This is a genomic window from Paenibacillus kribbensis (assembly GCF_001705305.1).
GTDB classification, from domain to species: domain Bacteria; phylum Bacillota; class Bacilli; order Paenibacillales; family Paenibacillaceae; genus Paenibacillus; species Paenibacillus kribbensis_B.
On sequence record NZ_MCBP01000001.1, the window covers coordinates 537,518 to 560,533 of the forward strand.

24 protein-coding genes and 1 other RNA gene are annotated in these 23,016 nt (G+C 45.8%); 10 read left to right on the forward strand and 15 right to left on the reverse strand.

From position 1 onward, the window contains the following. Window positions 1–30 precede the first annotated feature (30 nt). The 4 genes from BAZ21_RS02420 to BAZ21_RS02435 all read right to left on the reverse strand — a co-directional run bounded on the left by BAZ21_RS02420 (window position 31) and on the right by BAZ21_RS02435 (window position 4,067). The gene (locus BAZ21_RS02420) at window positions 31–594 is read right to left on the reverse strand and encodes a TlpA family protein disulfide reductase (protein WP_084011500.1); all 564 of its coding nucleotides are present in this window, start codon (window positions 592–594) and stop codon (window positions 31–33) included. Between the two features lie 205 nt (window positions 595–799). Further along, the gene (locus BAZ21_RS02425) at window positions 800–1,537 is read right to left on the reverse strand and encodes an exonuclease domain-containing protein (RefSeq protein ID WP_068496712.1); all 738 of its coding nucleotides are present in this window, start codon (window positions 1,535–1,537) and stop codon (window positions 800–802) included. Further along, window positions 1,534–2,616, reverse strand: coding sequence for a DUF294 nucleotidyltransferase-like domain-containing protein (locus tag BAZ21_RS02430; protein ID WP_068496713.1), 1,083 nt, complete (start codon window positions 2,614–2,616; stop codon window positions 1,534–1,536). The genes BAZ21_RS02425 and BAZ21_RS02430 overlap by 4 nt, the downstream gene beginning before the upstream one ends. Window positions 2,617–2,663: 47 nt before the next feature. After that, complete coding sequence (locus tag BAZ21_RS02435; RefSeq protein WP_068496715.1) at window positions 2,664–4,067, reverse strand: ammonium transporter; 1,404 nt, start codon at window positions 4,065–4,067, stop codon at window positions 2,664–2,666. A 293-nt stretch (window positions 4,068–4,360) separates the two neighbouring features. On the opposite strand from BAZ21_RS02435, the gene BAZ21_RS02440 reads away from it, so the two are divergent. Further along, window positions 4,361–4,792 carry a MerR family transcriptional regulator gene (locus BAZ21_RS02440; protein ID WP_068496717.1) on the forward strand — a complete coding sequence of 144 codons (432 nt, stop codon included), beginning with the start codon at window positions 4,361–4,363 and terminating at the stop codon, window positions 4,790–4,792. A gap of 42 nt (window positions 4,793–4,834) precedes the next feature. Beyond that, window positions 4,835–5,506 (forward strand): zinc metallopeptidase, encoded by a 672-nt coding sequence (locus BAZ21_RS02445; RefSeq protein WP_068496719.1) that lies wholly within the window; start codon window positions 4,835–4,837, stop codon window positions 5,504–5,506. Between the two features lie 97 nt (window positions 5,507–5,603). Here BAZ21_RS02445 and BAZ21_RS02450 read toward each other — a convergent pair whose 3' ends face one another. Both BAZ21_RS02450 and BAZ21_RS02455 read right to left on the reverse strand, forming a co-directional pair. After that, window positions 5,604–6,533 (reverse strand): LysR family transcriptional regulator, encoded by a 930-nt coding sequence (locus BAZ21_RS02450; protein WP_068496722.1) that lies wholly within the window; start codon window positions 6,531–6,533, stop codon window positions 5,604–5,606. 96 nt (window positions 6,534–6,629) lie between these two features. Then, window positions 6,630–7,253 (reverse strand): rhomboid family intramembrane serine protease, encoded by a 624-nt coding sequence (locus BAZ21_RS02455; RefSeq protein ID WP_068496723.1) that lies wholly within the window; start codon window positions 7,251–7,253, stop codon window positions 6,630–6,632. A 119-nt stretch (window positions 7,254–7,372) separates the two neighbouring features. Between BAZ21_RS02455 and tpx the strand changes: the two genes are divergently transcribed. Beyond that, complete coding sequence (gene tpx, locus BAZ21_RS02460) at window positions 7,373–7,891, forward strand: thiol peroxidase (protein WP_007429822.1); 519 nt, start codon at window positions 7,373–7,375, stop codon at window positions 7,889–7,891. Window positions 7,892–7,984: 93 nt separating this feature from the next. Here the strand turns inward: tpx and BAZ21_RS02465 are convergent, their stop codons facing one another. The 4 genes from BAZ21_RS02465 to BAZ21_RS02480 all read right to left on the reverse strand — a co-directional run bounded on the left by BAZ21_RS02465 (window position 7,985) and on the right by BAZ21_RS02480 (window position 11,425). Next, window positions 7,985–8,377 (reverse strand): DUF1499 domain-containing protein, encoded by a 393-nt coding sequence (locus tag BAZ21_RS02465; protein ID WP_029390272.1) that lies wholly within the window; start codon window positions 8,375–8,377, stop codon window positions 7,985–7,987. Between the two features lie 215 nt (window positions 8,378–8,592). Further along, a non-coding RNA gene (ssrS, locus tag BAZ21_RS02470) (6S RNA) lies at window positions 8,593–8,787 on the reverse strand. 52 nt (window positions 8,788–8,839) lie between these two features. Continuing rightward, complete coding sequence (locus tag BAZ21_RS02475; protein ID WP_007429820.1) at window positions 8,840–9,607, reverse strand: YesL family protein; 768 nt, start codon at window positions 9,605–9,607, stop codon at window positions 8,840–8,842. 237 nt (window positions 9,608–9,844) lie between these two features. Beyond that, window positions 9,845–11,425 (reverse strand): DEAD/DEAH box helicase, encoded by a 1,581-nt coding sequence (locus tag BAZ21_RS02480; protein WP_068496725.1) that lies wholly within the window; start codon window positions 11,423–11,425, stop codon window positions 9,845–9,847. A 325-nt stretch (window positions 11,426–11,750) separates the two neighbouring features. Here BAZ21_RS02480 and BAZ21_RS02485 point away from each other — a divergent pair, with 325 nt between their 5' ends. From BAZ21_RS02485 to BAZ21_RS02500, 4 genes are all read left to right on the forward strand, one after another. Further along, window positions 11,751–12,572 carry a YitT family protein gene (locus tag BAZ21_RS02485; RefSeq protein WP_068496727.1) on the forward strand — a complete coding sequence of 274 codons (822 nt, stop codon included), beginning with the start codon at window positions 11,751–11,753 and terminating at the stop codon, window positions 12,570–12,572. 172 nt (window positions 12,573–12,744) lie between these two features. Then, window positions 12,745–12,933: a hypothetical protein gene (locus BAZ21_RS02490; protein ID WP_007429817.1), complete on the forward strand. Its 189-nt coding sequence runs from the start codon at window positions 12,745–12,747 to the stop codon at window positions 12,931–12,933. Between the two features lie 220 nt (window positions 12,934–13,153). After that, a complete protein-coding gene (locus BAZ21_RS02495) occupies window positions 13,154–14,332 on the forward strand; it encodes a putative glycoside hydrolase (protein ID WP_068497071.1) in 1,179 nt (392 codons plus the stop codon). Between the two features lie 165 nt (window positions 14,333–14,497). Beyond that, a complete protein-coding gene (locus BAZ21_RS02500) occupies window positions 14,498–15,868 on the forward strand; it encodes an MATE family efflux transporter (RefSeq protein WP_068496729.1) in 1,371 nt (456 codons plus the stop codon). Here BAZ21_RS02500 and BAZ21_RS02505 read toward each other — a convergent pair. The 5 genes from BAZ21_RS02505 to BAZ21_RS02525 all read right to left on the reverse strand — a co-directional run bounded on the left by BAZ21_RS02505 (window position 15,865) and on the right by BAZ21_RS02525 (window position 20,328). Continuing rightward, window positions 15,865–16,074, reverse strand: a complete 210-nt coding sequence (locus tag BAZ21_RS02505; RefSeq protein WP_068496731.1) for a DUF3906 family protein — start codon at window positions 16,072–16,074, stop codon at window positions 15,865–15,867. The genes BAZ21_RS02500 and BAZ21_RS02505 overlap by 4 nt on opposite strands. A 143-nt stretch (window positions 16,075–16,217) precedes the next feature. Beyond that, window positions 16,218–17,189, reverse strand: a complete 972-nt coding sequence (pfkA, locus tag BAZ21_RS02510; RefSeq protein ID WP_068496733.1) for a 6-phosphofructokinase — start codon at window positions 17,187–17,189, stop codon at window positions 16,218–16,220. Window positions 17,190–17,212: 23 nt separating this feature from the next. Further along, on the reverse strand, window positions 17,213–18,292 hold the full coding sequence (locus tag BAZ21_RS02515) for a tetraprenyl-beta-curcumene synthase family protein (RefSeq protein ID WP_068496735.1): 1,080 nt from the start codon (window positions 18,290–18,292) through the stop codon (window positions 17,213–17,215). A gap of 215 nt (window positions 18,293–18,507) precedes the next feature. Continuing rightward, window positions 18,508–19,923, reverse strand: coding sequence for an MATE family efflux transporter (locus tag BAZ21_RS02520; protein WP_068496737.1), 1,416 nt, complete (start codon window positions 19,921–19,923; stop codon window positions 18,508–18,510). Window positions 19,924–20,130: 207 nt separating this feature from the next. Continuing rightward, entirely contained in the window at window positions 20,131–20,328 is a 198-nt protein-coding gene (locus BAZ21_RS02525; RefSeq protein ID WP_007429810.1) for a cold shock domain-containing protein, read from the reverse strand. Window positions 20,329–20,500: 172 nt separating this feature from the next. Between BAZ21_RS02525 and BAZ21_RS02530 the strand changes: the two genes are divergently transcribed. The 3 genes from BAZ21_RS02530 (at window position 20,501) to pepF (ending at window position 22,926) form a co-directional block, all read left to right on the forward strand. Next, on the forward strand, window positions 20,501–20,734 hold the full coding sequence (locus BAZ21_RS02530) for a hypothetical protein (RefSeq protein WP_029390276.1): 234 nt from the start codon (window positions 20,501–20,503) through the stop codon (window positions 20,732–20,734). A gap of 7 nt (window positions 20,735–20,741) precedes the next feature. Then, window positions 20,742–20,930 (forward strand): hypothetical protein, encoded by a 189-nt coding sequence (locus BAZ21_RS29460; RefSeq protein ID WP_007429808.1) that lies wholly within the window; start codon window positions 20,742–20,744, stop codon window positions 20,928–20,930. A 199-nt stretch (window positions 20,931–21,129) separates the two neighbouring features. Beyond that, window positions 21,130–22,926, forward strand: coding sequence for an oligoendopeptidase F (gene pepF, locus BAZ21_RS02540; protein WP_068496739.1), 1,797 nt, complete (start codon window positions 21,130–21,132; stop codon window positions 22,924–22,926). Window positions 22,927–23,016 lie beyond the last annotated feature (90 nt).

The following is a 23,016-nucleotide window of genomic DNA, read 5'->3' on the forward strand; positions in this document are numbered from 1 at the left end:
TAGCATGATTCTAAAAGGTGTCTTTAGGGCCTATCGGGACCTCAAAGACACCTTCTTTTTTTGAAGCATCTGTATTTTACGTTCCAATTCCTGCTCACTCAACATGCCGAGTATAATTTCGTGCACCTGTCCATGATGATCAACCAATACATGAGTCGGAAACGCTGCTCCCCCAAACCGTTCGAACAATGCCCCTTGCTCATCAAGCAAAATCGGAAATTGCAGTCCCAAAGCGCGGGAAAATTTCTGCACATCCTCCAGTCGATCATAGCGAGTTACATTGATCCCATATACATCTACATCTTGTTTGTACTTGCGATACAACTCATTCAGCATAGGCGCTTCCACACGGCACGGATCACACCATGAAGCCCAAAAGCTAATAATCAGCGGTTTGTTGCGTGTAGCTCCTACATCGTGGGAGTTACCGTTTAAACCCTTTAAGATCATGGAAGGAAGCCGGTGGCCGGGTTTTAGCTTTTTGATTTCCCCATCCTTATATTCCTCCTGGGAAAGTACACTTTTAATGGGCAAGCTTGTCGCATAAGCCATGTTTGCAGTAACTAACGATGAAGTCGCTCCGACAACCAGTATAGCCACCCCTAATCTAATACAATCAAGCCTTTTCACAATCCAATCACCTGACTTTCATTGGGCTACTTTGAAGTTCTCCATAGGATACCCAGTCAGCTCCCAACTCTAACCCTCCGAATCCGCACAAAAAAACAGCAAACCCACGAACTGATCGCGGACTTGCTGTTTTTTTGTGCAATTTGATTACTGACGCCTTAGTGCTAATTCAGGCATGACTTAAATGTGCATAAACATCTGCCAAATTCGTCACGTTGCGCTTGAGCATTTCCTGAACATACGCCGCCCACAGCTTAGCTGTCATTTTTGCATCCTCTAACGCATGATGCCGCCCCTCAATCGGAATACATTGATAGGTCAGCAATTCATCCAAGCTGTACGTTTCATGTTGTTGTGGCTCAAGCCACTTGGCAAGCATCATCGTATCCAGCACACGGTGAGTCAGCTGAACTTTAGATGTTTTCCATAAAGCGGCATTCAAAAAAGCCTTGTCATGAGCGCTGGCATGCGCTACAAGTACACGCCCACCTACAAAGGACATAAAATCATGCAGCCCATTCATAAGCGATGGAGCCTCATCCGTCATTTCCCGGGTAATCCCGGTTAACTCGGTAATATGCTCAGGAATCACTGTACGTGGATTGACAAGCGTATAAAACTGCTCTTTTTCCATAATCGTATCCCCGACTACCCGAATCGCTCCAAACGATAAAATCTCATCACCATGCTGCGCAGAAAATCCCGTCGTCTCCAGATCAAAAACAACCGTCTCCAAACGCTCCAGCGGGGTCCGCAAAACTTCAGAGCGCCGTTGCTCCCGGGTTAAGGAGCGAATAAACGCCATCTGCTGAGCCGTAGGAGCCCCCATTACAGAAGCGATGGCAGACGGTACTCCTCCTCTGCGGAGAGCGCTCCAAAAGCCGCCTCCCTGCGCTGGTTCTTTCATGGCCTTCTCCCTTCCATAAATCGCAACTGTCTTTGCAACGCACGATGGAGTCGTCGCACCGTCGAAAGAGCCTCGCGCAGCTCGTGCCAGCCCTTGCCTTGCTTCAGCGGCTTGACGTCCAGATAGCCGTTGCTGATCAGCAACCCATCCTTTTCCTGCACTGGAGTAGCCGTTCGAAGCTGAAGTGCAATCCGAAAGGCCCGCTCACAAGCGTCCAGCAAAGGCAGTGGTGCGGCTTCCAATTGCGCCAGGCGCCTCAGTCTTTTCAGCGTAGAGGTTTCCTCTACTCCGTGCTGCAACGCCAGAAAGCGCACTGCATTTACCAGCGGAATATACAGCCCGTATTTTACATCAAAATCGCCCGCGTGCTCCCCAAAGCGTTCGGTGACGATCTGACCCAAAATATTAAGTGTCGCTTTATGCCTGACCGTGTTCCTGAGTACCGCTATAGGCAAATCGGGATGTTTTCGGAACAGCCCATAAAAGCTTCGTTTCCATTCGCATGACAATTGTTCATCTCCAGCGATATGCCTCATATCAGATGAGATGATCAGATAACGGATCGGCTCCCAGGCAAAATCATCCGACCATTTCGTTAGCTGCTCCTGCCACTCAGACAAAGTACGACGCCACAACGGCTCCGAACACATCACTTTCCCCTCGCATTTGGGATAGCCCAAATGCTCCAGCATTGCAGATACTCTGCGACCAAATTCTCTAAAATACAATTCTTTATCAGCAGACACCATATCACTAATAATCATACCGTTATCCTGGTCACTCCATAGCGTCGACTCCGAGCGCCCCATGCTTCCGAAGGCTATAAATGCGTAAGGGACGGGAGGGGGGCCGAAGCCATCCTCAACCATCCCTTTTTCGCACATTTGTACAGCTCTGGCCGCGATGCGGTCATGCATTTCATTCGCCGTTTGTAACCAGTCTGATAACGGAGCGGAGGCTTGGGAAGCCAGCAGCCATTTTTGAGAATCGACCCTGGCCTGCCTTAGCGATTCAGGCGTGTCTGCTTGATCAATCGCTTCGGCGGAACTCACCCAAGGGGCCATATTTTGCAGTTCCATACTACCATCTCCTCCGCTCTCCATACTGGCTCTTTATATTTTACAACTTAGTTTACAATTCCAGAACGCTTTTCGGCCTCTGCAACCAACTTCATTTGTTCCGGATATCCATACGTACCGTGTTCACTGATATCCAGCCCCATGGTTTCTTCCTCTTCTGTAACACGAATACCCATAATTGCTTTCATTGCACCCAGAATAATGAAGGAAATGACGAACACGAAGGCAAAAGTACCAACCAGGCCAAGCAATTGTACTCCTAATTGTGTAAATCCGCCGCCATAGAACAGCCCCGCTTGACCTACACCTGTTACTTTTACAAGCTCAGGAGTAGCGAACAACCCTGTCGATACCGCACCCCACATCCCTGCAATACCATGCACAGAAAAAGCATACACCGGATCATCTACTCTTGCGCGCTCAAACCATTGTGCTGTGAAAAAGGTGACAATCCCCGCTACTGCACCGATGACCAGAGCTGCCCAAGGAGCTACAAATGCGCACGCTCCTGTAATAGCAACCAGAGCAGCCAATACACCGTTCAGCATTGCTGGAATATCCGCTTTACCATAAACCATCCAGGACACCAACAGAGCAAACACCCCGCCTGCTGCTGCCGCAAGATTCGTCGTTAGTGCCACGTATCCGAAAAATCCGTCATTCATAGCCGAAACCGCACTGCCCGGATTAAATCCAAACCAGCCAAACCAGAGAATAATAACGCCAAGGATCGAGTACACCTGATTGTGACCAGGAATAATGTTTGGTTTGCCATCCTTATTAAACTTGCCCAGACGCGGTTTAAGCAGCAGCGTAGCAACAAGTGCCGCCGTAGCGCCTGTCAGATGGACTACCGTTGAACCGGCATAATCCTGCATCCCCAGTTTACCAAGCCAGCCGCCGCCCCATACCCAGTGAGCTACAACCGGATAGATCACGATAGAGAACAAAATACCGAAAATAATGTACACACTTAATTTTGCACGCTCTGCCATTCCTCCACATGCGATGGAAAGAGATACCGCAGCAAAAGCAAAGTGAAACAAAAACATAATAGTAATTGGAACATCCAGAGCGGAAAGAGAATCAAACGATGCGGCAGCATTGGTACCACTCATAAAGAAACCCGTCAATCCCATAAATCCGTTGCCGCCATCATTACCAAAGCCGAGTCCAAATCCAAGAGCCCAGAAGGACAAGGCCGCAACTCCCGTAGTAAGAATTGTTTTACCAGCGACATGCCCCGCATTCTTCATTCGTGTCGAACCAGCCTCCAGCAACGCAAATCCCGCTTGCATGAAGAACACGAGTATAAATGCCAAGAAGGTAAATGCCGTATTTAAGCCTGCTTGAAGCTGAACATTTGTCGGACCGTCAGCAGCGAATGCACCTACCGGAAAAGCCAGTACCGTCACCATGGTCAATAATGCAACTAACCACTTTTTTCTCATGAAGCCCACTCCCTTGAATGTTATGTTTCTTTACATTTCGTGAAATTCTTATTGTCATTATAAGCAGAATACATGAAAGTTGACAAGATTTTTTTTATTATGTTAAGAAAACGAGGGGTTGAACCTCTCATGTCACATTTACTAACTATAAAAGTAGCTTGTTTCAGTCCTGAAAAGCATAACGTTTGACTGTATGGTTGAGAATCATGTAAAATATTCTTATTAAGCACTTGATTTGCAGATCGAAATTTTGAAGGTTGAATGAAGAGTGCGAGGTGAGGATAGATGGGGATATGAAGCTGTATCGAATTGGTGAACTAGCCAAGACGGCTGGTGTCAGCGAACGAACCATTGATTATTACACAAAGCTCGGTTTGATCACACCTGAAGAACGATCATTGAAAAATTATCGGCTTTATAATGATGAAACCTTAAACAGGCTTGAACGTATTAACCAAATGAAACAAGAGAAGTATAGCCTCGAGGAAATCAAACAGACACTGATTAAATGGAGCTCGGTTGCAGGAGAAGATCACGTCACCGACAAGCTGACGAGTCTGGAGATGCACATGCAGCGTCTGGAGCGTGAAGTCAATGAGTTACAGCCTCTCCTAGGGCAACTCAAGCCCGTTCAAGCTCGCAAGTTGCTTACAGGTCTACTCCCGCAAAGCGCTGCTTGTATCGAAGCTCTGAAGTATTTGCTGGAGCATAGCTCTTTGATGTAGATTCCCAGGCTGTATGATGAAACAATAATGGAGGGTTGCTTTATGATGGGTATGTATATATTGATTATTCTTGCGTTCGGATTATCCTTATGGGCGCAATTTCGTGTAAAAGGTACTTTTAACAAGTGGTCTGACGTTCCCAACGAAAATGGGCTGACAGGTTATGATGCCGCCCGGCACATGCTGGATCGTAATGGTTTGCATGACGTTCCTATTGAACCGGTGCCCGGTGCATTATCTGACCACTATGACCCGATACATCGAGTGGTACGCCTGTCCGAGCCAGTATATTATGAAAAATCCATTTCCGCGGTTGCTGTGGCTTGTCACGAGGTCGGTCATGCGATTCAGCATAAAGAGCATTATCCGATGCTGGCACTGCGTCACCGTATCTTTCCGATCGTCAACTTTGCATCTGGTATTGCACCGTTTCTGCTGATTGCCGGTTTCTTGTTCAGCTTTACGAACCTGATCGGCTTGGGTATTATCTTTTTCTCGGCCACGGTTGCTTTTCAATTAATTACATTGCCGGTCGAATTTAACGCTTCCAACCGCGCACGTGAAATTATGGTTTCTGAAGGCTTTATCCGTAGTGATGAAGAACGAGGTATCGCCAAAGTATTGAATGCAGCTGCATTAACCTATGTGGCCGCCGCTCTCGTTTCCTTGCTGGAACTGATCCGCTTGATTGGTATTTTTAACAGTCGCGACTAATCGCTTGTATTGCAAAAAAAGGTTGTTCCTCCGCCATGTGACGGTAGAGGAACAACCTTTTTTTCTATCTATGCTAATACTCTGTACTCACTTGTGTTCAATCTGCTTTAGCACTCCTATTCGGAGCAACTGCTCCACCTTGAAGACCAAAATAGTCCAACAAAAAAGTACGAAACGATTTGGCAACCAATGGAAGCTTGTCATCCCTGCGATGAATCAAGCCAATCGTTCGCGTCACCTCGGGATCAACAATCGACACCCTTGCCGGCTGAAGGGGATTGGTCTGAAATAATGCCATTTCAGGCAAAAGACTGACCCCCATACCGGCTGCAACTAATCCGCGAATTGTATCCGTCTCCTCGCCTTCAAAAGCGATATCCGGCGTAAAACCAGCCTCCAGACAAGCCTGCCATACAATCGGACGCAGCGAATATCCGTCCCTGAACAGGATAAACTTCTCACCTTTAAGCTGATTTAGCGTTATATGTTTGGCTGTAGCCAAAGGATGATTAGGTGGCAGGACTGCAAACAACTCCTCAGTCAGTACCACGTCCCCCTCAACATGATCATGCCGATCCGGAAAAGGAGATACAAAAGCCAAATCCACCTCACCTGCGGACACATCACGGATCAAACTCGGATACATCCCCTGTTTGAATCTGAATTTAACATTGGGATACCGCTTACGGAACTCAGCCACCACCGTAGGAATAAGATGAATCCCCAAACTGTGTGGAAAACCGATGCGGATTTCGCCCCTTTCAGGGTCCAAAAACTCATGCACTTCCAAAACAGCCCGTTCCAAGTCCTTTATAATCGTTTCAACCCGTTTGCAAAATAGCTGTCCCACCGGCGTAAGCTGCAAGTTGCGGCCCTTTTGCATAAAAAGATTAACCCCCAGCTCCTCTTCAAGCTGATGAATTTGCCGACTAACCGCAGATTGCGCCACATGTAGCTCCTCGGCTGCCTGAGTGACATGTTCTTTTTGCGCTACTTTCATGAAGTATTGCAACTGTCGTAATTCCACTCCGATATTCGCTCCAATCTGTTTTTCAACATCCGGAGGAAGATGTTATCGAACATCATCCTCATTATTATCCTGCTACTTACGATAAAGCTGTCTTTAGTGACGTTTACGCTGGCCAGTTAATCTAATCATCAATCCATACAGGAAAAACCCACTGAGCAAGCCGCCAAAGTGAGCGGTCCAGTTAATGTTCGCCACAGCGAAAGAAAACAGGATACCAAACCCGAGCAGCGTGTACAGTGTTTTGCGTGAAGCGTCATCCATAAATGAACGTTGAAACAGGGCAACGTACAGAAATGCACCATAGATGCCATATATCGCTCCTGAGGCTCCTACAGAGACCGTCGTTTCCGCTACCATGTTGTAATGTGCGATGGACATCACATTCCCTACAATACCTGTGACCAGATACAGCAGAACATAGCGCAAGGAGCCCAGCAAGCGCTCCAGCGGTGGAGCAAAAACAAGGATCGCGAAGGAATTAAACAAAAGATGATCGAACCCTGCGTGCAAAAACATAGCTGACACATAGCGCCATAGCTGGTCAGTGAAAGGTGCCTCATTAATCAGGGCGCCATACCGTATCAGCGTTAAGCTATTCTGCGATCCACCCTGTACGGTAAGCACAATAAACATCACAATATTGATGAGCAAAATCAGACAGGTCACCGGATAAAAACGCAAATAACTTTTCCAGTTCTCATAACGTAAAAAAATCAAGGCAATCCTTCCTTCACGGGGTGTCTCCACCTTATTCAAATTGGACAATGTCTTTTATAAAAGATTATAATAGATTTCGGCAACGATAACCAACCTAAAAACCAAGGAGGCTATTACATATGGCACAAGAACGTACAGGAGCTGCTACTTTTAAAGGCAATCCATTGACTCTCTTAGGTCCTGAATTGAAAATTGGAGATCAGGCACCTGATTTCAAATTGCAGAAAAACCTGCTGGAAGCAGCTACGCTTCAAGACTTTGCAGGCAAAGTCAAACTGATCAGTGTCGTTCCTTCTTTGGATACAGGCGTGTGCGACGCACAGACTCGACGTTTTAACCAGGAAGCGGATTCCCTTGGAGATCAAGTCGTAGTATTGACTGTCAGCGTGGATCTTCCGTTTGCACAAGCTCGTTGGTGCGGAGCTGCGGGCATTGACCGCGTATTGACATTGTCCGACTACAAGGATCATTCCTTCGGTGAAGCTTATGGCGTGTTCATCAAGGAATTCCATTTGGATCATCGGGCTATTTTTGTTATTGACCAAAATGACAAAATCGCTTATGTGGAATACTTGAGCGAAATGTCCGAGCACCCTGACTATGATCAAGCGATTGCAGCGGTGAAAAAACTCGTCTAAAATCAAGACCGAATATTAAAAAAGCGAGTGAAGGGTTGCCTTCCTCGCTTTTTTTGACATGGGTCTATCCCACCACTGCTCATACGTCTACAATCACTGCACGACCTTATAAGCAGACAGCTTCTTGTCAATCATCGCGAACAGCTGCAAAATGATACGATAATTCGCGCCTAAGTCCCCCAGTGATCCGCGTGACGCAGAATAAATATCCACCGCACTCCGAACTGGCGAAACAGACAATATAGAAACAGTAATATCGACAGTTCTGCCGAACGCCGTTCGCTTCTCCAACGTAATCTCTCCTACGGATGCTACCTCATGGAGTACCTTATAGCCAGGAATCTTTTTTAAGATCGATGTTACTTCTTCCCAAGCCTTGTCTCTCGATAAGTTATAATAGCGTGTCTTCATTTGGGGGTCCTTGACCCGGTCGCTTGTACTTTCTTGGCTGCGCACAATCCCCACCAGAGTCCTCTTCAACGACAAGACATTTCCTCCTTCACGATAATCGTTGCCATCATGCGGCACATCGGTTTTCTTTTGCTGCAAGCGCTTTATAAAATATGATAAACAACCAAAAGTGAGCCCGATCATACCTGCGGCATGCGACCTTAGTCCTCATGTCTTAGTTTAACATTGTTGCATACAAAAAACACCCTGTTTCTGCACGAAGCAGTACCAGAGTGTGTTCATTACGTTGCGGAGTACCCGCTGATGCCGTTCGACCATAGCGTCTTCTGAACCTGCTTTAGCAGGTGGGTGATCGCAGAACAAACTTTTGAAGTCCCCTTGTCAGCAATTGACAGGGCTTTTCAGCTATTCATCCGTATAGATCTCCCTAGACATTGTCATTGGTTCAAAACAACAAATGACCGTAACGCGCATCGCAGGATGTGACCTTATTATAGCGCTTCTAACTCAGAAAGTAAATGCTAGGAGAAATCTGTTTTATTTTTGGAGGTTATCACTTTTCTTGTCTTCAACGCTTTCCTGCTCCTCATCCTTCTGCTTCATCTTTTCCATCTGATCCTGCATTTTAAGGAATGTTCCGTAAAAATTAAAGAAGGCAAACCAGGCAACAACACTGCCGATAAAGAATAAGAAGAGCACGGGATATTTAACCCCGATAAATATAACAACAGCGCTGCCGAGCATAGTGGAAAATACACGAAATGGTCGAATCAGCGTCAGTAAAACCGCATTTTTCATAATTTGTCCGATAGACATATGGTAATGAGCCACCATCGAAAAGAAGTTAAACATAGACACAAGCAAAATAATGATAAGAATAAGCATGATAACGCCCACGATTTGCAGGTTGCTGAGTTGTGTCATATAAACGGTATAATCCACATACATGATAACAAACAGTAACGTGTAAAAGATGCCCCCGATCAGGCTCTGCTTATAGTTTTCCTTGTATCCTTTAAAGAAAGTACGAAATACACCGGTATCTGTGTCACCCATCACCCATTTGCGAACAACGGTAAACATAGCCGATGTGGCCGGGAATAAGGTAAGCGGTGCCAAAATAGCCATTGCCCAGTTCATTTGTAAAGATTCATTAGCCAAATTCTGATTCATGACAAGTAGTTTGAGTATGAGGCAGAACATAAAAGGCGACGAACATAACACCCATAATAAATTGGTAGCTGCCAGTCGGGTAATCCATTCCGTCAAGCGGTAAATACCACCCATAGCTCCTTTAAACTCCAATGCTAGTCTCTCCCTCCGTGAGCCTTGACAGTTCCAAGACTCATGTTGCTATGCCTGAAAAATTCCGGCTGTTGATTATATCATAACGTATTTCATCCCTAATGCGCCAGTGAATTCAACAGGTAGTTCGTCACAGCAGGTCCCTTTGCCAAGAAGGGGGTTATTGAGCATCATCTGCCACTAAAACAAAAAAAAGCCGAAGCTAGTATTCACTTCGGCTTTTCAATATATTAATTCTTATTCGGAAGAGGAATCTTCACGTCTTGCAGGACGACGAGTTTCTCCATTGCTGCTCGTGCGTGGTTTGCGATCTCCACTGTAGCGGCTTCCAGAATCACGGTTGTAGCCACCGCCTTCTTTGCCACGGTTGTAACCGCCATATCCGCCTTTACCGCCACTGCCGCCAGAACGGTTGGAATTATAGCCTCCGTTGCTGCGACCGCTATAGTTGGACGGCTTGCGACCGCCAGAACGAATGTCCGGTTTACGACGTTTTGCACGGATTGGATCTTCAGGAGTCAGCTCAATTGATGCTTCTCTCTTCTCACCAGTCATCAGTTTCAGAGCTGCGGAGAGAAGTTGAACAGAATCATATTGCTCCAGCATTTGAATCGCCAAGCCTTTGTACTCGTTCAACTCACCTTTTTCTACAGCTTCCAGAAGGCGTTCTGCAATGATGCGTTGTTTGCCTTCCAGAGCCTCGGCCAGTGTTGGAAGCGGCTTGCGAGGAATACGGTGACGGGTTACACGTTCGATGAAATGCAAATGATCAATTTCACGAGGCGTTACGAAAGACCACGCTTCCCCTTCTTTACCTGCACGTCCAGTACGGCCAATACGGTGAACATAGCTTTCCGGGTCTTGTGGAAGGTCAAAGTTCACAACGTGAGTTACGCCGGAAACGTCCAAACCACGGGCAGCCACGTCAGTCGCCACGAGCACGTCAATGCTTCCATCGCGGAATTTGCGCATAACAGCATCGCGCTGGTTTTGAGATAAGTCACCATGCAAGCCGTCTGCAGAATATCCACGTTTTTGCAGAGCTTCAGCCAGCTCGTCTACCCGACGCTTGGTACGACCGAATACGATGGCGAGTTCTGGGGATTCCATATCGATCAGACGGCTCAATGCTTCGAATTTTTGCCGTTCAGGAACTTCAATATAGGCCTGTTCAATCAGTGGAGCGCTAACTTGTTTAGGAATAACTGAAACATGCTCAGGGTCTTTGAGGAATTGCTCAGCCAGTCTTTTAATATTAGGAGGCATTGTAGCCGAGAAAAGCATCGTTTGGCGTTCGTCCGGAACTTGCTTCAAAATGGATTGGATATCTTCCATGAAGCCCATATCCAACATTTCATCCGCTTCATCCAAAACAACCGTGTTTACGTCTTCCAGCTTGATGGTTTTGCGGTTAATATGATCGAGCAGGCGTCCTGGTGTACCGATAATAATTTGAGGTTTCTTTTTCAAAGCGCGAATCTGGCGCACGATATCTTGACCGCCATAGATTGGCAAAGTGCGAAGACCTTTAAAGCGGGACAGTTTTTCAATTTCTTCAGCCACCTGAATCGCAAGCTCGCGTGTTGGAGCCATAATCAGTGCTCTAATTTTTTCGTCGTTTTTGGCAATTTTGCTAATCAGTGGGATACCAAAGGCTGCGGTTTTACCAGTACCTGTTTGGGCTTGGCCAATCATGTCTTTGCCTTGGAGTGCAACCGGGATGGATTTAGCCTGAATTGGTGTAGCTTCTTCAAAACCCAGCTCCGTAATCGCCTGAATTACTTTAGGTTCAAGATCAAATTCTGCAAATGTCGTCAAATTTATTCATACTCCTTCATAATGGTGGATGTGGTGGACAATCCACAATGTTGTCTGTATTCTTAAGTAGCGATATTATTGTATAAGTTTTCCCCAATACAGTAACAGTTTATTTTGGCTTAAAACTGCAAGTTTCTGTAATGACTCAGGGAACCCTATCCGATACATCTTAAACGAATTTACCCTTTTTAAAACAGTTTAAATTTTAAGTGTTTCTCTGGACATAGGTCCCTACTCAAGAATATCCACATCGCATTATAGCACAGAACAATTCATGAATACCAGCAAGTTGCTTCCCGCATAATTTAAATGAGGTGAAAAAAAGTTGTTAAAAATAGTGTTAAACTGCTTCATAGTCATTCTTGGAGCCGCTGCCATAGCATGCGGTTTTAATCTGTTTCTCGTGCCCCATCACCTGCTGAGCGGGGGAGTAGCCGGGCTTTCCATGTTAATCGGCTATTTCACAAAATTCAATATCAGCACCATGTATTTTGTCATCAATATCCCGATGCTTATTGCAGGCTGGTTTATTTTGGGCAAGCGATTTATCAGCCTGAGCATCTTATCCGTTGTTGTTACAACGTGGATTTTGGCCTGGGTTCCGGTGCAATCTGTCGTATCGGATACACTGTTGGCCTCCGTCTTTGGCGGGGTACTGATCGGCGTTGGAGCAGGAATTTCCTTTCGGGTGGGAGGGTCTACTGGCGGTTTTGACATTATCGGCTCCATTGTTACCCGTTATCGTGACTTCCCCGTAGGAACTGTACTTGTCGGGCTGAATGGGCTGATCATTCTCGCGGCAGGATTTTTGAACGGAGATTGGAATATTGCGCTGGCGTCAATGCTGTCCATTTTCGTGACTGGGAAGGTCTTGGATCAAATTTATGTAAGCCATACGAAAATCACCGTCTACATCATTACAGGACACACCGAAAAACTATTGAGCCGGATGTTGGCCACGCCACGCGGTGTCAGCAAAATCAAAATTGAAGGTGCATTCTCACATACGGAAAAGGATATGCTAATGACTGTTACAACACGCTATGAACTGGTCGAATTAAAGCGTATCATTAAGGAAGTGGACCCGTCTGCTTTCGTTAATATTGTGGAAACCGTTGGAGTCATGGGTTCCTTCCGCCGAAGATAAGCATGTACCCGAGTGTCAAAATTCAGTTTCTGTGGTACACTATACGTGCGCTGTTCCCATCATATTTAAAAGACCGCTTTACCTGCTATTTCACAGGCACTTTGCTTTTCCGATTCGTAATGAATGATTCTTTTGGAATGATTCCGAACAGGAAAGGGTGATTATTGTGGAAATGGAAACGGTAAAACTGTCCGACATCGTCTTAAGATGGTATCCTGAAATGCTCCCTTCTCTCAAAAAGAATGAGCTGAACTCGATGATTGTCCTTCGGGACGGGATGTCCATACTCAAGCCAACGGATGCGCTAGAAATTATTCAGTACAGTATTTGTGAGCACCAGAATGATAATTATCTTCAATAAATCGCTTTACTCAGTGCCGCTTCTTCCGGTTGTGCCTACAGCCGTGAAGAAGCGGCATTATTTATGCAATGATGTGGATTCATCGATCGATCGTTGGGTTAATCATGTAAAACTGTGCCTGATGGCTGACACCAGTTTTGGTTACAAAGATGTTGTTTTTTGGATACCTGAATTTACGTATAATCAGGTAAGCGACAGACATAAGGGAGAGAACTGGGGAATGAATATGATTTGGGCAATGATGTTAATCGCCTTGGGGATGAGTGGAAATGGAGAACAGACAGCCAATACATCAAGCGTCAAAGATACGATAGCAACAACGCTCGGCAGCGTCATGATTCAGGCCCAGCACAGTAGCATGAAGGTAGATGCATCCAATCCTCCGGTCAAATTAGACCCGCAGCCGACCACGCCAGCTATCAAAGGCATTTATGTGACGGCTTATAGTGCAGGCGGTTCGCGTATGAATCAGCTGTTGGATCTGATTGATAAAACAGAGCTCAATGCTATGGTCATTGACATTAAAGATGATGCAGGTTACATAACTTATCCAACGACCAGCCCCGAACTGCTGAAATTGGGCAAGCCCCAAAAATTTATTCGCGATATTTCCGGATTGATGGACCGTTTGCAAAAGCATAAGGTTTATCCAATTGCCCGGATCGTAGTATTTAAAGATACCGTGCTAGCTAACAAAAATCCCGAAATGTCGTTCCGCAATCCTGACGGGTCGATCTGGAAAAACGGCAAGGGAGACGAGTTCGTCAATCCTTATAACAAAGAGGTATGGGATTATAATATCGCCATTGCCAAGGAAGCCGCGCAGCTCGGTTTTAAGGAGATTCAGTTTGACTATGTACGTTTTCCCGAAGGCTTCGAGAAAAGAGCAGATAAGCTAAAATATACCAAGTCGGAACAATCACGCTCGGATGCTGTAGCCGAGTTTGTACAATATGCTCGCAAACAGCTTGCTCCCATGGGTGTGCGGGTGTCTGTAGATATTTTCGGGTATGCCGCATCTGTTCCTGCTGCCGAGGGGATCGGACAGGATTTCACTAAAATCTCCGAAAATGTGGACGTCATTTCGCCGATGGTCTATCCAAGCCATTACACAACAGGGTGGTTTGGTGTCAAAGACCCGGATAAAAATCCTTATCAGACGATAAAAGGCTCCATGGTCGATACACATAAAAAGCTGGATCCAACAGGCAAGCTGAAGCCGATTATTCGTCCGTGGATTCAGGATTTTACCGCCAGCTGGTTGGGCAGTGGCCATTATGCCAAATATGGGAAAATTCAAGTCGAGGATCAAATTCGAGCGCTGAAGGATATGAAGGTGGATGAATATTTGCTCTGGAATGCAACAAACCGCTATACGATCGGAGTAACGTATAAGTAATGTATTGATTCCCACTTTAAAAGGCTGCTTTCTCGTTATGAATAACGGGTGCAGTCTTTTTTGTTGCTGTTCAAATGTTACAGTATCCCTTACAATAATTCTTGACATGTTATGATATATCTTGTGATATCATAGTAACAATTCTTTAGTAAATGAGGAAACAAAATGCAATTAACACTTACAATGAGTCAGAAATGGAAACAGCTATTTTACATTTTGCTACCCATCCTGATTACCCAACTCGCATTATCCGCGATGACTTTTTTTGATACCAATATGTCCGGGCACTTTTCTCCTGCCGACCTGGCTGGTGTAGCTATCGGAGTAAGTCTGTGGATTCCCGTACAAACAGGCCTCAATGGCATACTGATGGCGATCACACCGATTGTGTCCCAATTGGTTGGGGCACAGCGCAAAGATAAAGTTTCCTATTATGTCATTCAAGCGCTTTGGCTTTCTCTTGCGCTGTCCATGATTGTTCTGATTGCAGGCATTTTTCTCGTCAATCCTATTTTGAACAGCATGAAATTGGAACCAAGGGTTCATAACGTTGCACTTTACTATCTTTGTGCGATGGCATTTGGTGTTATTCCATTATTCGCCTACACTGTGCTCCGAAGCTTTATGGATGCCTTGGGACAAACACGATTTACAATGGCGATCACCCTGATGTCACTCCCCATCAATATTCTGTTAAACTATTTGCTCATTTACGGAAACTGGGGTTTTCCACGTCTGGGTGGTGTGGGGTCTGGGGTCGCAACCGCCACTACCTACTGGATCATTATGCTGGTCGCTGGCATCACTGCGCATCGAGGAAAGAAATTTTCCGAATATCGAATCTTCCGCAAAATATACGGAATTTCTTCCAGTGCCTGGAAAGAGCTTATTCATATTGGAGTACCGATTGGATTTGCGATATTTTTTGAAACTGCCATTTTCTCTGCCGTCACTCTATTAATGAGCAGTTATAATACAGCTACCATTGCCGCTCATCAGGCCGCCATGAACTTTGCAAGCACGCTGTATATGCTTCCACTTAGCATTTGTATGGCACTTACAATTCTGGTTGGTTATGAAATAGGAGCTAATCGTCCGCAGGATGCCAAAACCTATAGCGTACTGGGCATCAGCACCGCAGTGGGTCTGTCACTGATTACAGCTATTGTACTGCTCATCTGGGGTGAGCAGGTGGCTCGACTGTATTCCACCGATCCGAAAGTTATTCAGTTGACCCAGCATTTTCTAATCTATGCGATTTTCTTTCAAATCTCAGATGCGATCGCTACGCCTACTCAAGGAGCACTACGGGGGTATAAAGATGTCAATCCGGCCTTTCTGCTCACATTCCTGTCCTATTGGGTCATTGGGCTTCCCGTGGGATATGTACTAGCACGCTGGACATCCTGGGGGCCCTACGGCTACTGGATCGGTTTGATTACAGGTTTGGCAGTAGGCGCTGTATTGCTTCTCTGGCGTCTGATGCTGGTACAACGTCGTTTTACCGCAAAAAAACAACACGCAGAGGCTGTCTAGCCTTTGCGTGTCTCGATAACATATGCTGCACCTGGAGTTATTCTTTTCTTCTCCACAATAGCCACCTCATTCAGCTTGGGGGGATACAGAAAGTGTCTCTCCACATGCTGATCAATTTCCTTAAATGCCTGTTCTTCATTTTCAGCAGCGAGAATGACTGTCAAAGCTCCATCTGAGCTGTCCACTTCGATTTTGAACAAATACATGCGTTACAGCCTCCTCACAGTATTCAAAGTTCAGGATTTTTGCAAAATCCTCAGTTAAAAAAATAGCGGATGACTCGGGTCATCCGCGTGATTTTACGTTTCTTCAAAGACTAGAACCGATCTGCTATAAGTAAAGGCTCCTATTATTGGGACAAACGCAATGCCAGCTCGTAGAGTTCCATATTGAATTCTTTTTTCGTGCTTACTACCTTGCCAATATCTGTAGCTACCAATTTACCATCAATGATTCCGCAAGCCTTGTCAGATACGCCTTCGATCAATTGGCGAACAGCAAAGTCACCCAAACGGCTGGCCAGATTACGGTCAAACGCAGTTGGCGTGCCCCCACGCTGGATATGCCCAAGCACCGTAACACGCGGCTCATACGCCGGACAGTTTTCCTGAATTACTTTTGCTACATCTTCGCCTTTGCCTACGCCTTCAGCAACGATAATGATACTGTGGCGTTTGCCATGCTTAAAGTTTTGTGTCATCCGATCAGATACTTCGTTCAGGTTAAACTCTACCTCAGGCACCAAAATAGTTTCCGCGCCGGAAGCCAGTCCCGCATGCAAAGCAATATCTCCGCAATGACGTCCCATAACTTCCACAATGGAAGAACGTTCGTGGGATGACATCGTATCACGCAGCTTATTGATCGCGTCCACTACGATACTAACCGCCGTATCAAAACCAATCGTGTAGTCTGTGAAGGAAATATCATTGTCAATCGTACCCGGAAGACACATGGTTTTAATTCCTTGCTTGGTCAGTTTGTTAGCACCTTGGTAGGAACCGTCGCCACCGATCACGACTACACCATCAATTCCACGGTCACGCAAAATTTGCGCGCCTTTCTTTTGTCCTTCCTCAGTCGTAAACTCAAGGCAGCGGGCAGATTGGAGTACCGTACCCCCACGTTGGATAATATCTCCGACGCTTCTCAGATCCATCGGGAAAATATCATCGTTCAAAAGGCCTTGGTAGCCACGTTGAATCCCGAACACTTCCAGTCCAAAATACAAACCGCTGCGCACAACGGCGCGAACTGCTGCGTTCATCCCTTGTGAATCTCCACCACTTGTTAATACTGCAATTTTCTTAACTGCTGTCATGATTTATGACCTCCTCAAAATAATCATATAAGCCTTCTTATCCATCGACTGTTCAATAAGAAAAACAACCGCATGAGCGGACTGTTTTTCATCAAACGTCTCGAAACAGCGCGCACATCCTGCTGCTCGCTAACTTTGGGGTCGGATAAATATAAAGCCAGCAATCCCTCGATAATCATCCGGTGAAAGGAGCTGGCAGGGACATCTGCAATATCAGCCCGCGCCCGATTCACAACGTAGGCGATCCGGTCCAGCATCATGTCGGTATCTTTATAATAGTTGCAAAAGTTGAGATCTCCGCCCTTCCGGTCTTCGTCTTGATCGATTAGATAATCCAGCAAAATATGAAGACTGCACACATGTGGAAAATACGATGCATGTATTGAGGCAGCCCCCGCATCTGTGAGATGCCGGTCGCTGGCAGCAAGAAACAGCATAAAGACCCCCAGGGTTGAACCCGTAGCCGCAGCAAATTCATTCCAGCGCAACTCCGGTGTACGATCCTTATGTAACGACCACCAGTCCAAAAGCGCTTGTTCCCGCAGCTCGGGTTTAATATGCTTGTATACTTGCAAATCCGTGTATAATCCCGCTAAATCCTGAACGTAAGGCATTGCCGCCTCATAGCCCGGAAGCCTGCTTACACAAGACTGACAGGTTGTCACCAGCCCGGTCAAATAACCGTCATCCTCCTGCTCCCGACGCAATTCATAATAGTTCACTGGCTTAGCTGCCGGATCAACCGCATCCAGCATAGACTGGTGCAGCAGCCTGAAATCATCCGGGTCCATAGACGTACTCCGATCACACAGGTTATCCAGATAATCGCTAATGGTCTGGTACGCCACGATCAGCGGAATTAGCGTCTGTCGCGCAGACATATTGGCTGCGGCATAAACCGCGCCACCTACGCAGTGAAACGTCTTTTCCGCTATACTCGCAAGTGCCTGACCTCTCAACTCGGGGTCCGGGATCTGCTCCGCCTTGCTCTTCCAGTTGCTCAATTCTTGTTTTGTTTCAGGGAGAATATGCTTGTACATTCGGCTCATTAGACCTATGGGGCCTCTCGGTACTTGATAACGTCCTTGCTCAACATAACTCAAATGACGGTGCCTCCACATTGTTGTCTACGTAATTATACCTATCCAAACCATATTCATTATAATATGATCGTCCTTTTAGCACAAATGAACAACCTCACTTTTTTCTTTATTATCCGAGGATTTTGCAAATCATGATCCAAGAAAAATGGGCTATTTTCACAAAAAGAGATACACCTGTAATATTTAATTAGTCATGGATAGCACAAACGTCCTACTTATCCCTCATCCTTTGCTGGCTTCATACCTTGTGGGACCTCTACCATGCTCGCTTGCTTCCACTTCCCGGAAGCATAATAGAACACGACGGCCACCGCAGAGATAACGAAACCAACAGGAAAGCTCCACCATACAGCATCTAGACCATACTCATCGACAAACGCATAGGCCAAAGGTATACGGATACCCCATAATGAAATAATGGTAATGAAAAGCGGTATCATTACGGAGCCCGTAGATCGCACAACACCTGTAATGACATTGGTAATACCAAATATAACAAAGGACCACAAGGTAATCAGATTAATCCGCATCCCCAATTCCAACGCACCACCTGTAGAAGGGAGGAACATCAGCAGGGCCTGACGGTTAAACAGGTAAATGAATACCACAGCTCCGCCGGTCAACACAAAATTGTACACAATCCCAATCCAGGTTGTCCTGCGGACTCGATCCCAATGTCCGGCTCCGATATTTTGAGCAGCAAAGGAAGACACAGCTGCACCTAACGCCATTGCCGGCATCTGCACATAGCTGGACAAATTATTCGCTGCCGTATACGCCGCCGCTGCCACAGTCCCGTAGCCGTTAATCAAATTCATTAACGCAATTGCGCTGGTGGAGACAGCAATCATTTGCAGACCCATCGGCACTCCCTTACGGATCAGGGTCCAAATAATCTTCCAGTCGAATCTCAACAAGTGAAGCTCTGAAGAGGTAATACGCAAAAAATATTTTACACGATAAAGATAAATGAGAATCAGCACAAAACTGATCCCTTGAGCGATCAGGGTAGCCACTGCGGAACCTCCTATGCCCATTGCGGGTATCGGCCCCCATCCGAATATGAACAGCGGGTTAAGCAGTACATCCAGCACGACGGAGACGAGCAGAAAATAAAACGGTGTTTTGGAATCTCCTGCCCCTCTCATGACGGTCATAATGTAATTATAGCCGTACAAAAAGGGCATACCCGCGAAAATAATACGCGTATACGTGATCGCCATGTCCACCGATTCGGCAGGTGTATTAAGCACATGGAGAATCCACGGAACACCCAAAAAACCGATAATGCCTATAGCCAAAGCGAGCACCAGAAAAAAAACGGCACTTGTGCCTACTACTCGCTTGGTTTCAGCAATGTCTCCAGCTCCGATATGTTGTCCGATCAATATGGTAGCGGCCATCGTAACGCCAAAGATCGAACTGATAAGAAAAAACATGATAATATTTCCGTTGGAGGCAGCAGTCAATGCGGCCTCTCCCAGAAACTTCCCTACCCAGATCGAATTGATGGTTCCATTCAGGGATTGCAGAATGTTTCCGAACAGCATCGGCAAAGAGAACATAAACAGCGTTTTGGCAATGGGACCGTCAATTAATGAAGGCTTAGAACTAGCCTCTGCTGCGCTCATTTTATCAACTCCTTCATTTTAAAATGACTTCCGCTTGGTTATATTACGTATAATACCCTATTCCAACTCAACCTCTTCATATCATAAACGTTTTTATGCAAAAAAGCGCAGTCCCTTAAATTTAAGGAACTGCGCTTTCAATTCATTGTTTAACCGTAATATATAAGACATCCGTAGAACGGAACAATTCTTACAATTCAGTTACACTTACAGTTTGATAACGTTAGCTGCTTGTGGTCCACGGTTACCTTCAGTAATTTCGAATTCAACCGCTTGACCTTCTTCCAAAGTTTTGAAGCCGTCGCCTTGGATTGCGGAGAAGTGTACGAATACGTCCTCGCCACCATCCACTTGGATGAAGCCATAACCTTTTTCTGCGTTAAACCATTTAACTGTACCTTTCAAGTGAACAACCTCCTAAAAATACCGCCATCTATGGCGAATATCCATATTATACTTCATGCTTTTTCACAATGCAATTGATGTTTTTGATGAATTTTCAAGCTGGAATGATTTGCTTTTGCGGCGGAAACTGCGGTATCATGAACCAAAACATCTATATATCGGAGACATGCATATGATGAAAAAACACGAAATATACAAAAAAGACAAGTGGAACATGATGACTGTCGAAGTGCAGGGCCGTTACATCGTTCTAAGGGAAATATCCGATGATTGGGGCGAGGAAGCCCACACCTTTTTGAGCCGTCCGGCGTTGATGCAGTGGGCTCAAAATCGGTTTCCCAAGCAGTCCTTTCAAGATAACGAGGAAGAGTGGCAGCGGATCATGGACGCTTTCAAACAGGTATAGCTGACTCATGGTGTCCAACAGCTATCTCATCTTCATTATTTTGGCCTTCACGCTGGGCGGAGTGCTGATCATGAAACGTGATACGATACCAGCTCCTCTCAAAAAGTGGATGGCCCTCACTGCCGTGATCATGGTTTGCCTTGCCTTTTATCTTATTGTATACAGCTTATTAAATATAGGTTCCAACCCACAGTAAGGAAAATTATACTTTCGGAGGTAAGAGGTCATACTATGGCATAACAAGCCATGGTATAAGGAGGATATGTCGTTATATGCATCCTGTAAAACCTCTTGCCCTGCTGCTTGCGGTAAGCGTGGCGGTTTCTTCGTTTTGGCATCCGTCCCTTGCCGCCGCAGCCCTACCCCACATTATGTTCGATCAGAGGAGGCTCCCCATGAGTAAAATTGTAAAACGCGCCGATGCGCCGGTAGAAGATACATGGAAACTGGAAGACCTGTTTCCTGACCGCAAAGCATGGGACCAAGAATACGAAGAAGTCAAACAATTAGCCAAAAAGGCTGCACAATTCCAAGGCAAGCTGAATTCAGCCGAAGCGATTGGCAACTGCTTTAAACTGGAAGATGAACTGTCGCTCAAAACCGAGCGGGTCTATGTGTACGCCCATCTGCATCATGATGAGGATACGGCTGAACCTACATATCAAGGGCTTTCCCAAAAAGCCAAAAAATTAGGCGTTGAGGTTAGTGAGTCGCTTTCTTTCGTGACACCGGAAATTTTGGCTCTGCCGGATCAACAGCTCGATGCCTTTATTGAAGATCCGAAGCTGGCGGATTACAAATTTACCCTTCAGGAAATGAAGCGGGAAAAGGCGCATGTTTTGGGCAAAGCAGAAGAAGCGCTGCTCGCTCAGGTTGGCAATCTGGCTCAGGCTCCGCAAACGATTTTCGGTATGCTGAACAACGCCGATTTAAAATTTCCTAAAATTAAGGATGAAAACGGCAAAGAGGTTGAGCTGACCCATGGCAGCTATATTCAATTTCTCGAAAGTCCACACCGTGAAGTACGTGAACGTGCTTTTAAAGCAGTCTATGACACGTATGCCAAAAATAAAAATACGATTGCTTCCACACTGAATGCCAATGTGAATAAAAATATTTTTTATTCGCGTGTTCGCAAATATCCTTCCGTATTGGAAATGTCACTATACGGTGACAATATTCCGAAGGAAGTGTATACGAATCTCATTGATACCATTCATGAAAGCCTGCCTCTGCTCCATCGTTATATCAAGCTGCGTAAAAAGCTTTTAGGTGTGGATGAGCTTCATATGTATGATTTGTTCGCTCCGCTTGTGGACGAATACAAAATGGACATTACGTATGAAGACGCCAAAAAGCAAACGATGGAAGGTCTTAAACCACTGGGCAAGGACTATCTGGCTTCATTGCAAAAAGGCTATGATGAGCGCTGGATTGACGTATACGAAAATGAAAATAAACGTACAGGCGCTTACAGCTGGGGAGCTTATGGCACCCATCCTTATGTGCTCCTGAACCATAAGGATAACCTGAACAGCATGTTTACACTTGCTCATGAAATGGGGCACGCGTTGCATTCCTATTATTCAGACAACGCATTGAAGTACAGGGATGCACAGTACACCATTTTCCTGGCTGAAGTAGCTTCCACGACCAATGAAGCATTGCTGATGGACTATCTGCTGAACAAATCTACCGATCCAAAAGAGAAAATGTATCTTCTCACCTACTATGCGGACCAATTCCGTACAACGGTATTCCGTCAAACGATGTTTGCGGAATTCGAGAAGATAGTACATGAACGCGCAGAACAGGGAGAATCCCTTACGCCGCAGCTTTTGTCGGAAATTTACTATGATCTGAATGTGAAATATCACGGTCCAGGCATGAAGGTAGACAAAGACATTGAAATGGAATGGGCGCGTATCCCCCATTTTTATAACAGTTTTTATGTCTACAAATATGCTACCGGCTTCTCGGCAGCAACCAGCTTCTCGAAACAAATTCTCGAAGAAGGTCAGCCAGCCGTTGACCGTTACTTGGGCTTCTTGAAGAGTGGCGGCAGCGATTATTCCATCAATATTTTGAAGAATGCTGGCGTTGATATGTCCTCACCGCAGCCAATTCGCGAGGCGATGAGTGTATTCGAGGAAGTCATTACGGAAATGGAAAAGCTGACGGAAGGCAAATAGAACCGTGCACGCATACAATCCAGCATTGAAACGATGCACGGATAAATCCCTTGTCCATGGCGGGCAAGGGATTTTATAATGTACCGTAAG

Excerpts from the sequence above, each read along its gene's own strand:
- tpx (WP_007429822.1), top strand. The coding sequence starts at position 7,373 with ATGGCACAAGAACGTACAGGAGCTGCTACTTTTAAAGGCAATCCATTG.
- BAZ21_RS02500 (WP_068496729.1), top strand. The coding sequence starts at position 14,498 with ATGCAATTAACACTTACAATGAGTCAGAAATGGAAACAGCTATTTTAC.
- BAZ21_RS02505 (WP_068496731.1), bottom strand. The coding sequence starts at position 16,074 with ATGTATTTGTTCAAAATCGAAGTGGACAGCTCAGATGGAGCTTTGACA.
- BAZ21_RS02440 (WP_068496717.1), top strand. The coding sequence starts at position 4,361 with ATGAAGCTGTATCGAATTGGTGAACTAGCCAAGACGGCTGGTGTCAGC.
- pepF (WP_068496739.1), top strand. The coding sequence starts at position 21,130 with ATGAGTAAAATTGTAAAACGCGCCGATGCGCCGGTAGAAGATACATGG.
- BAZ21_RS29460 (WP_007429808.1), top strand. The coding sequence starts at position 20,742 with ATGGTGTCCAACAGCTATCTCATCTTCATTATTTTGGCCTTCACGCTG.
- BAZ21_RS02445 (WP_068496719.1), top strand. The coding sequence starts at position 4,835 with ATGATGGGTATGTATATATTGATTATTCTTGCGTTCGGATTATCCTTA.
- BAZ21_RS02435 (WP_068496715.1), bottom strand. The coding sequence starts at position 4,067 with ATGAGAAAAAAGTGGTTAGTTGCATTATTGACCATGGTGACGGTACTG.
- BAZ21_RS02490 (WP_007429817.1), top strand. The coding sequence starts at position 12,745 with ATGGAAACGGTAAAACTGTCCGACATCGTCTTAAGATGGTATCCTGAA.
- BAZ21_RS02430 (WP_068496713.1), bottom strand. The coding sequence starts at position 2,616 with ATGGAACTGCAAAATATGGCCCCTTGGGTGAGTTCCGCCGAAGCGATT.
- pfkA (WP_068496733.1), bottom strand. The coding sequence starts at position 17,189 with ATGACAGCAGTTAAGAAAATTGCAGTATTAACAAGTGGTGGAGATTCA.
- BAZ21_RS02520 (WP_068496737.1), bottom strand. The coding sequence starts at position 19,923 with ATGAGCGCAGCAGAGGCTAGTTCTAAGCCTTCATTAATTGACGGTCCC.
- BAZ21_RS02425 (WP_068496712.1), bottom strand. The coding sequence starts at position 1,537 with ATGAAAGAACCAGCGCAGGGAGGCGGCTTTTGGAGCGCTCTCCGCAGA.
- BAZ21_RS02530 (WP_029390276.1), top strand. The coding sequence starts at position 20,501 with ATGATGAAAAAACACGAAATATACAAAAAAGACAAGTGGAACATGATG.
- BAZ21_RS02495 (WP_068497071.1), top strand. The coding sequence starts at position 13,154 with ATGAATATGATTTGGGCAATGATGTTAATCGCCTTGGGGATGAGTGGA.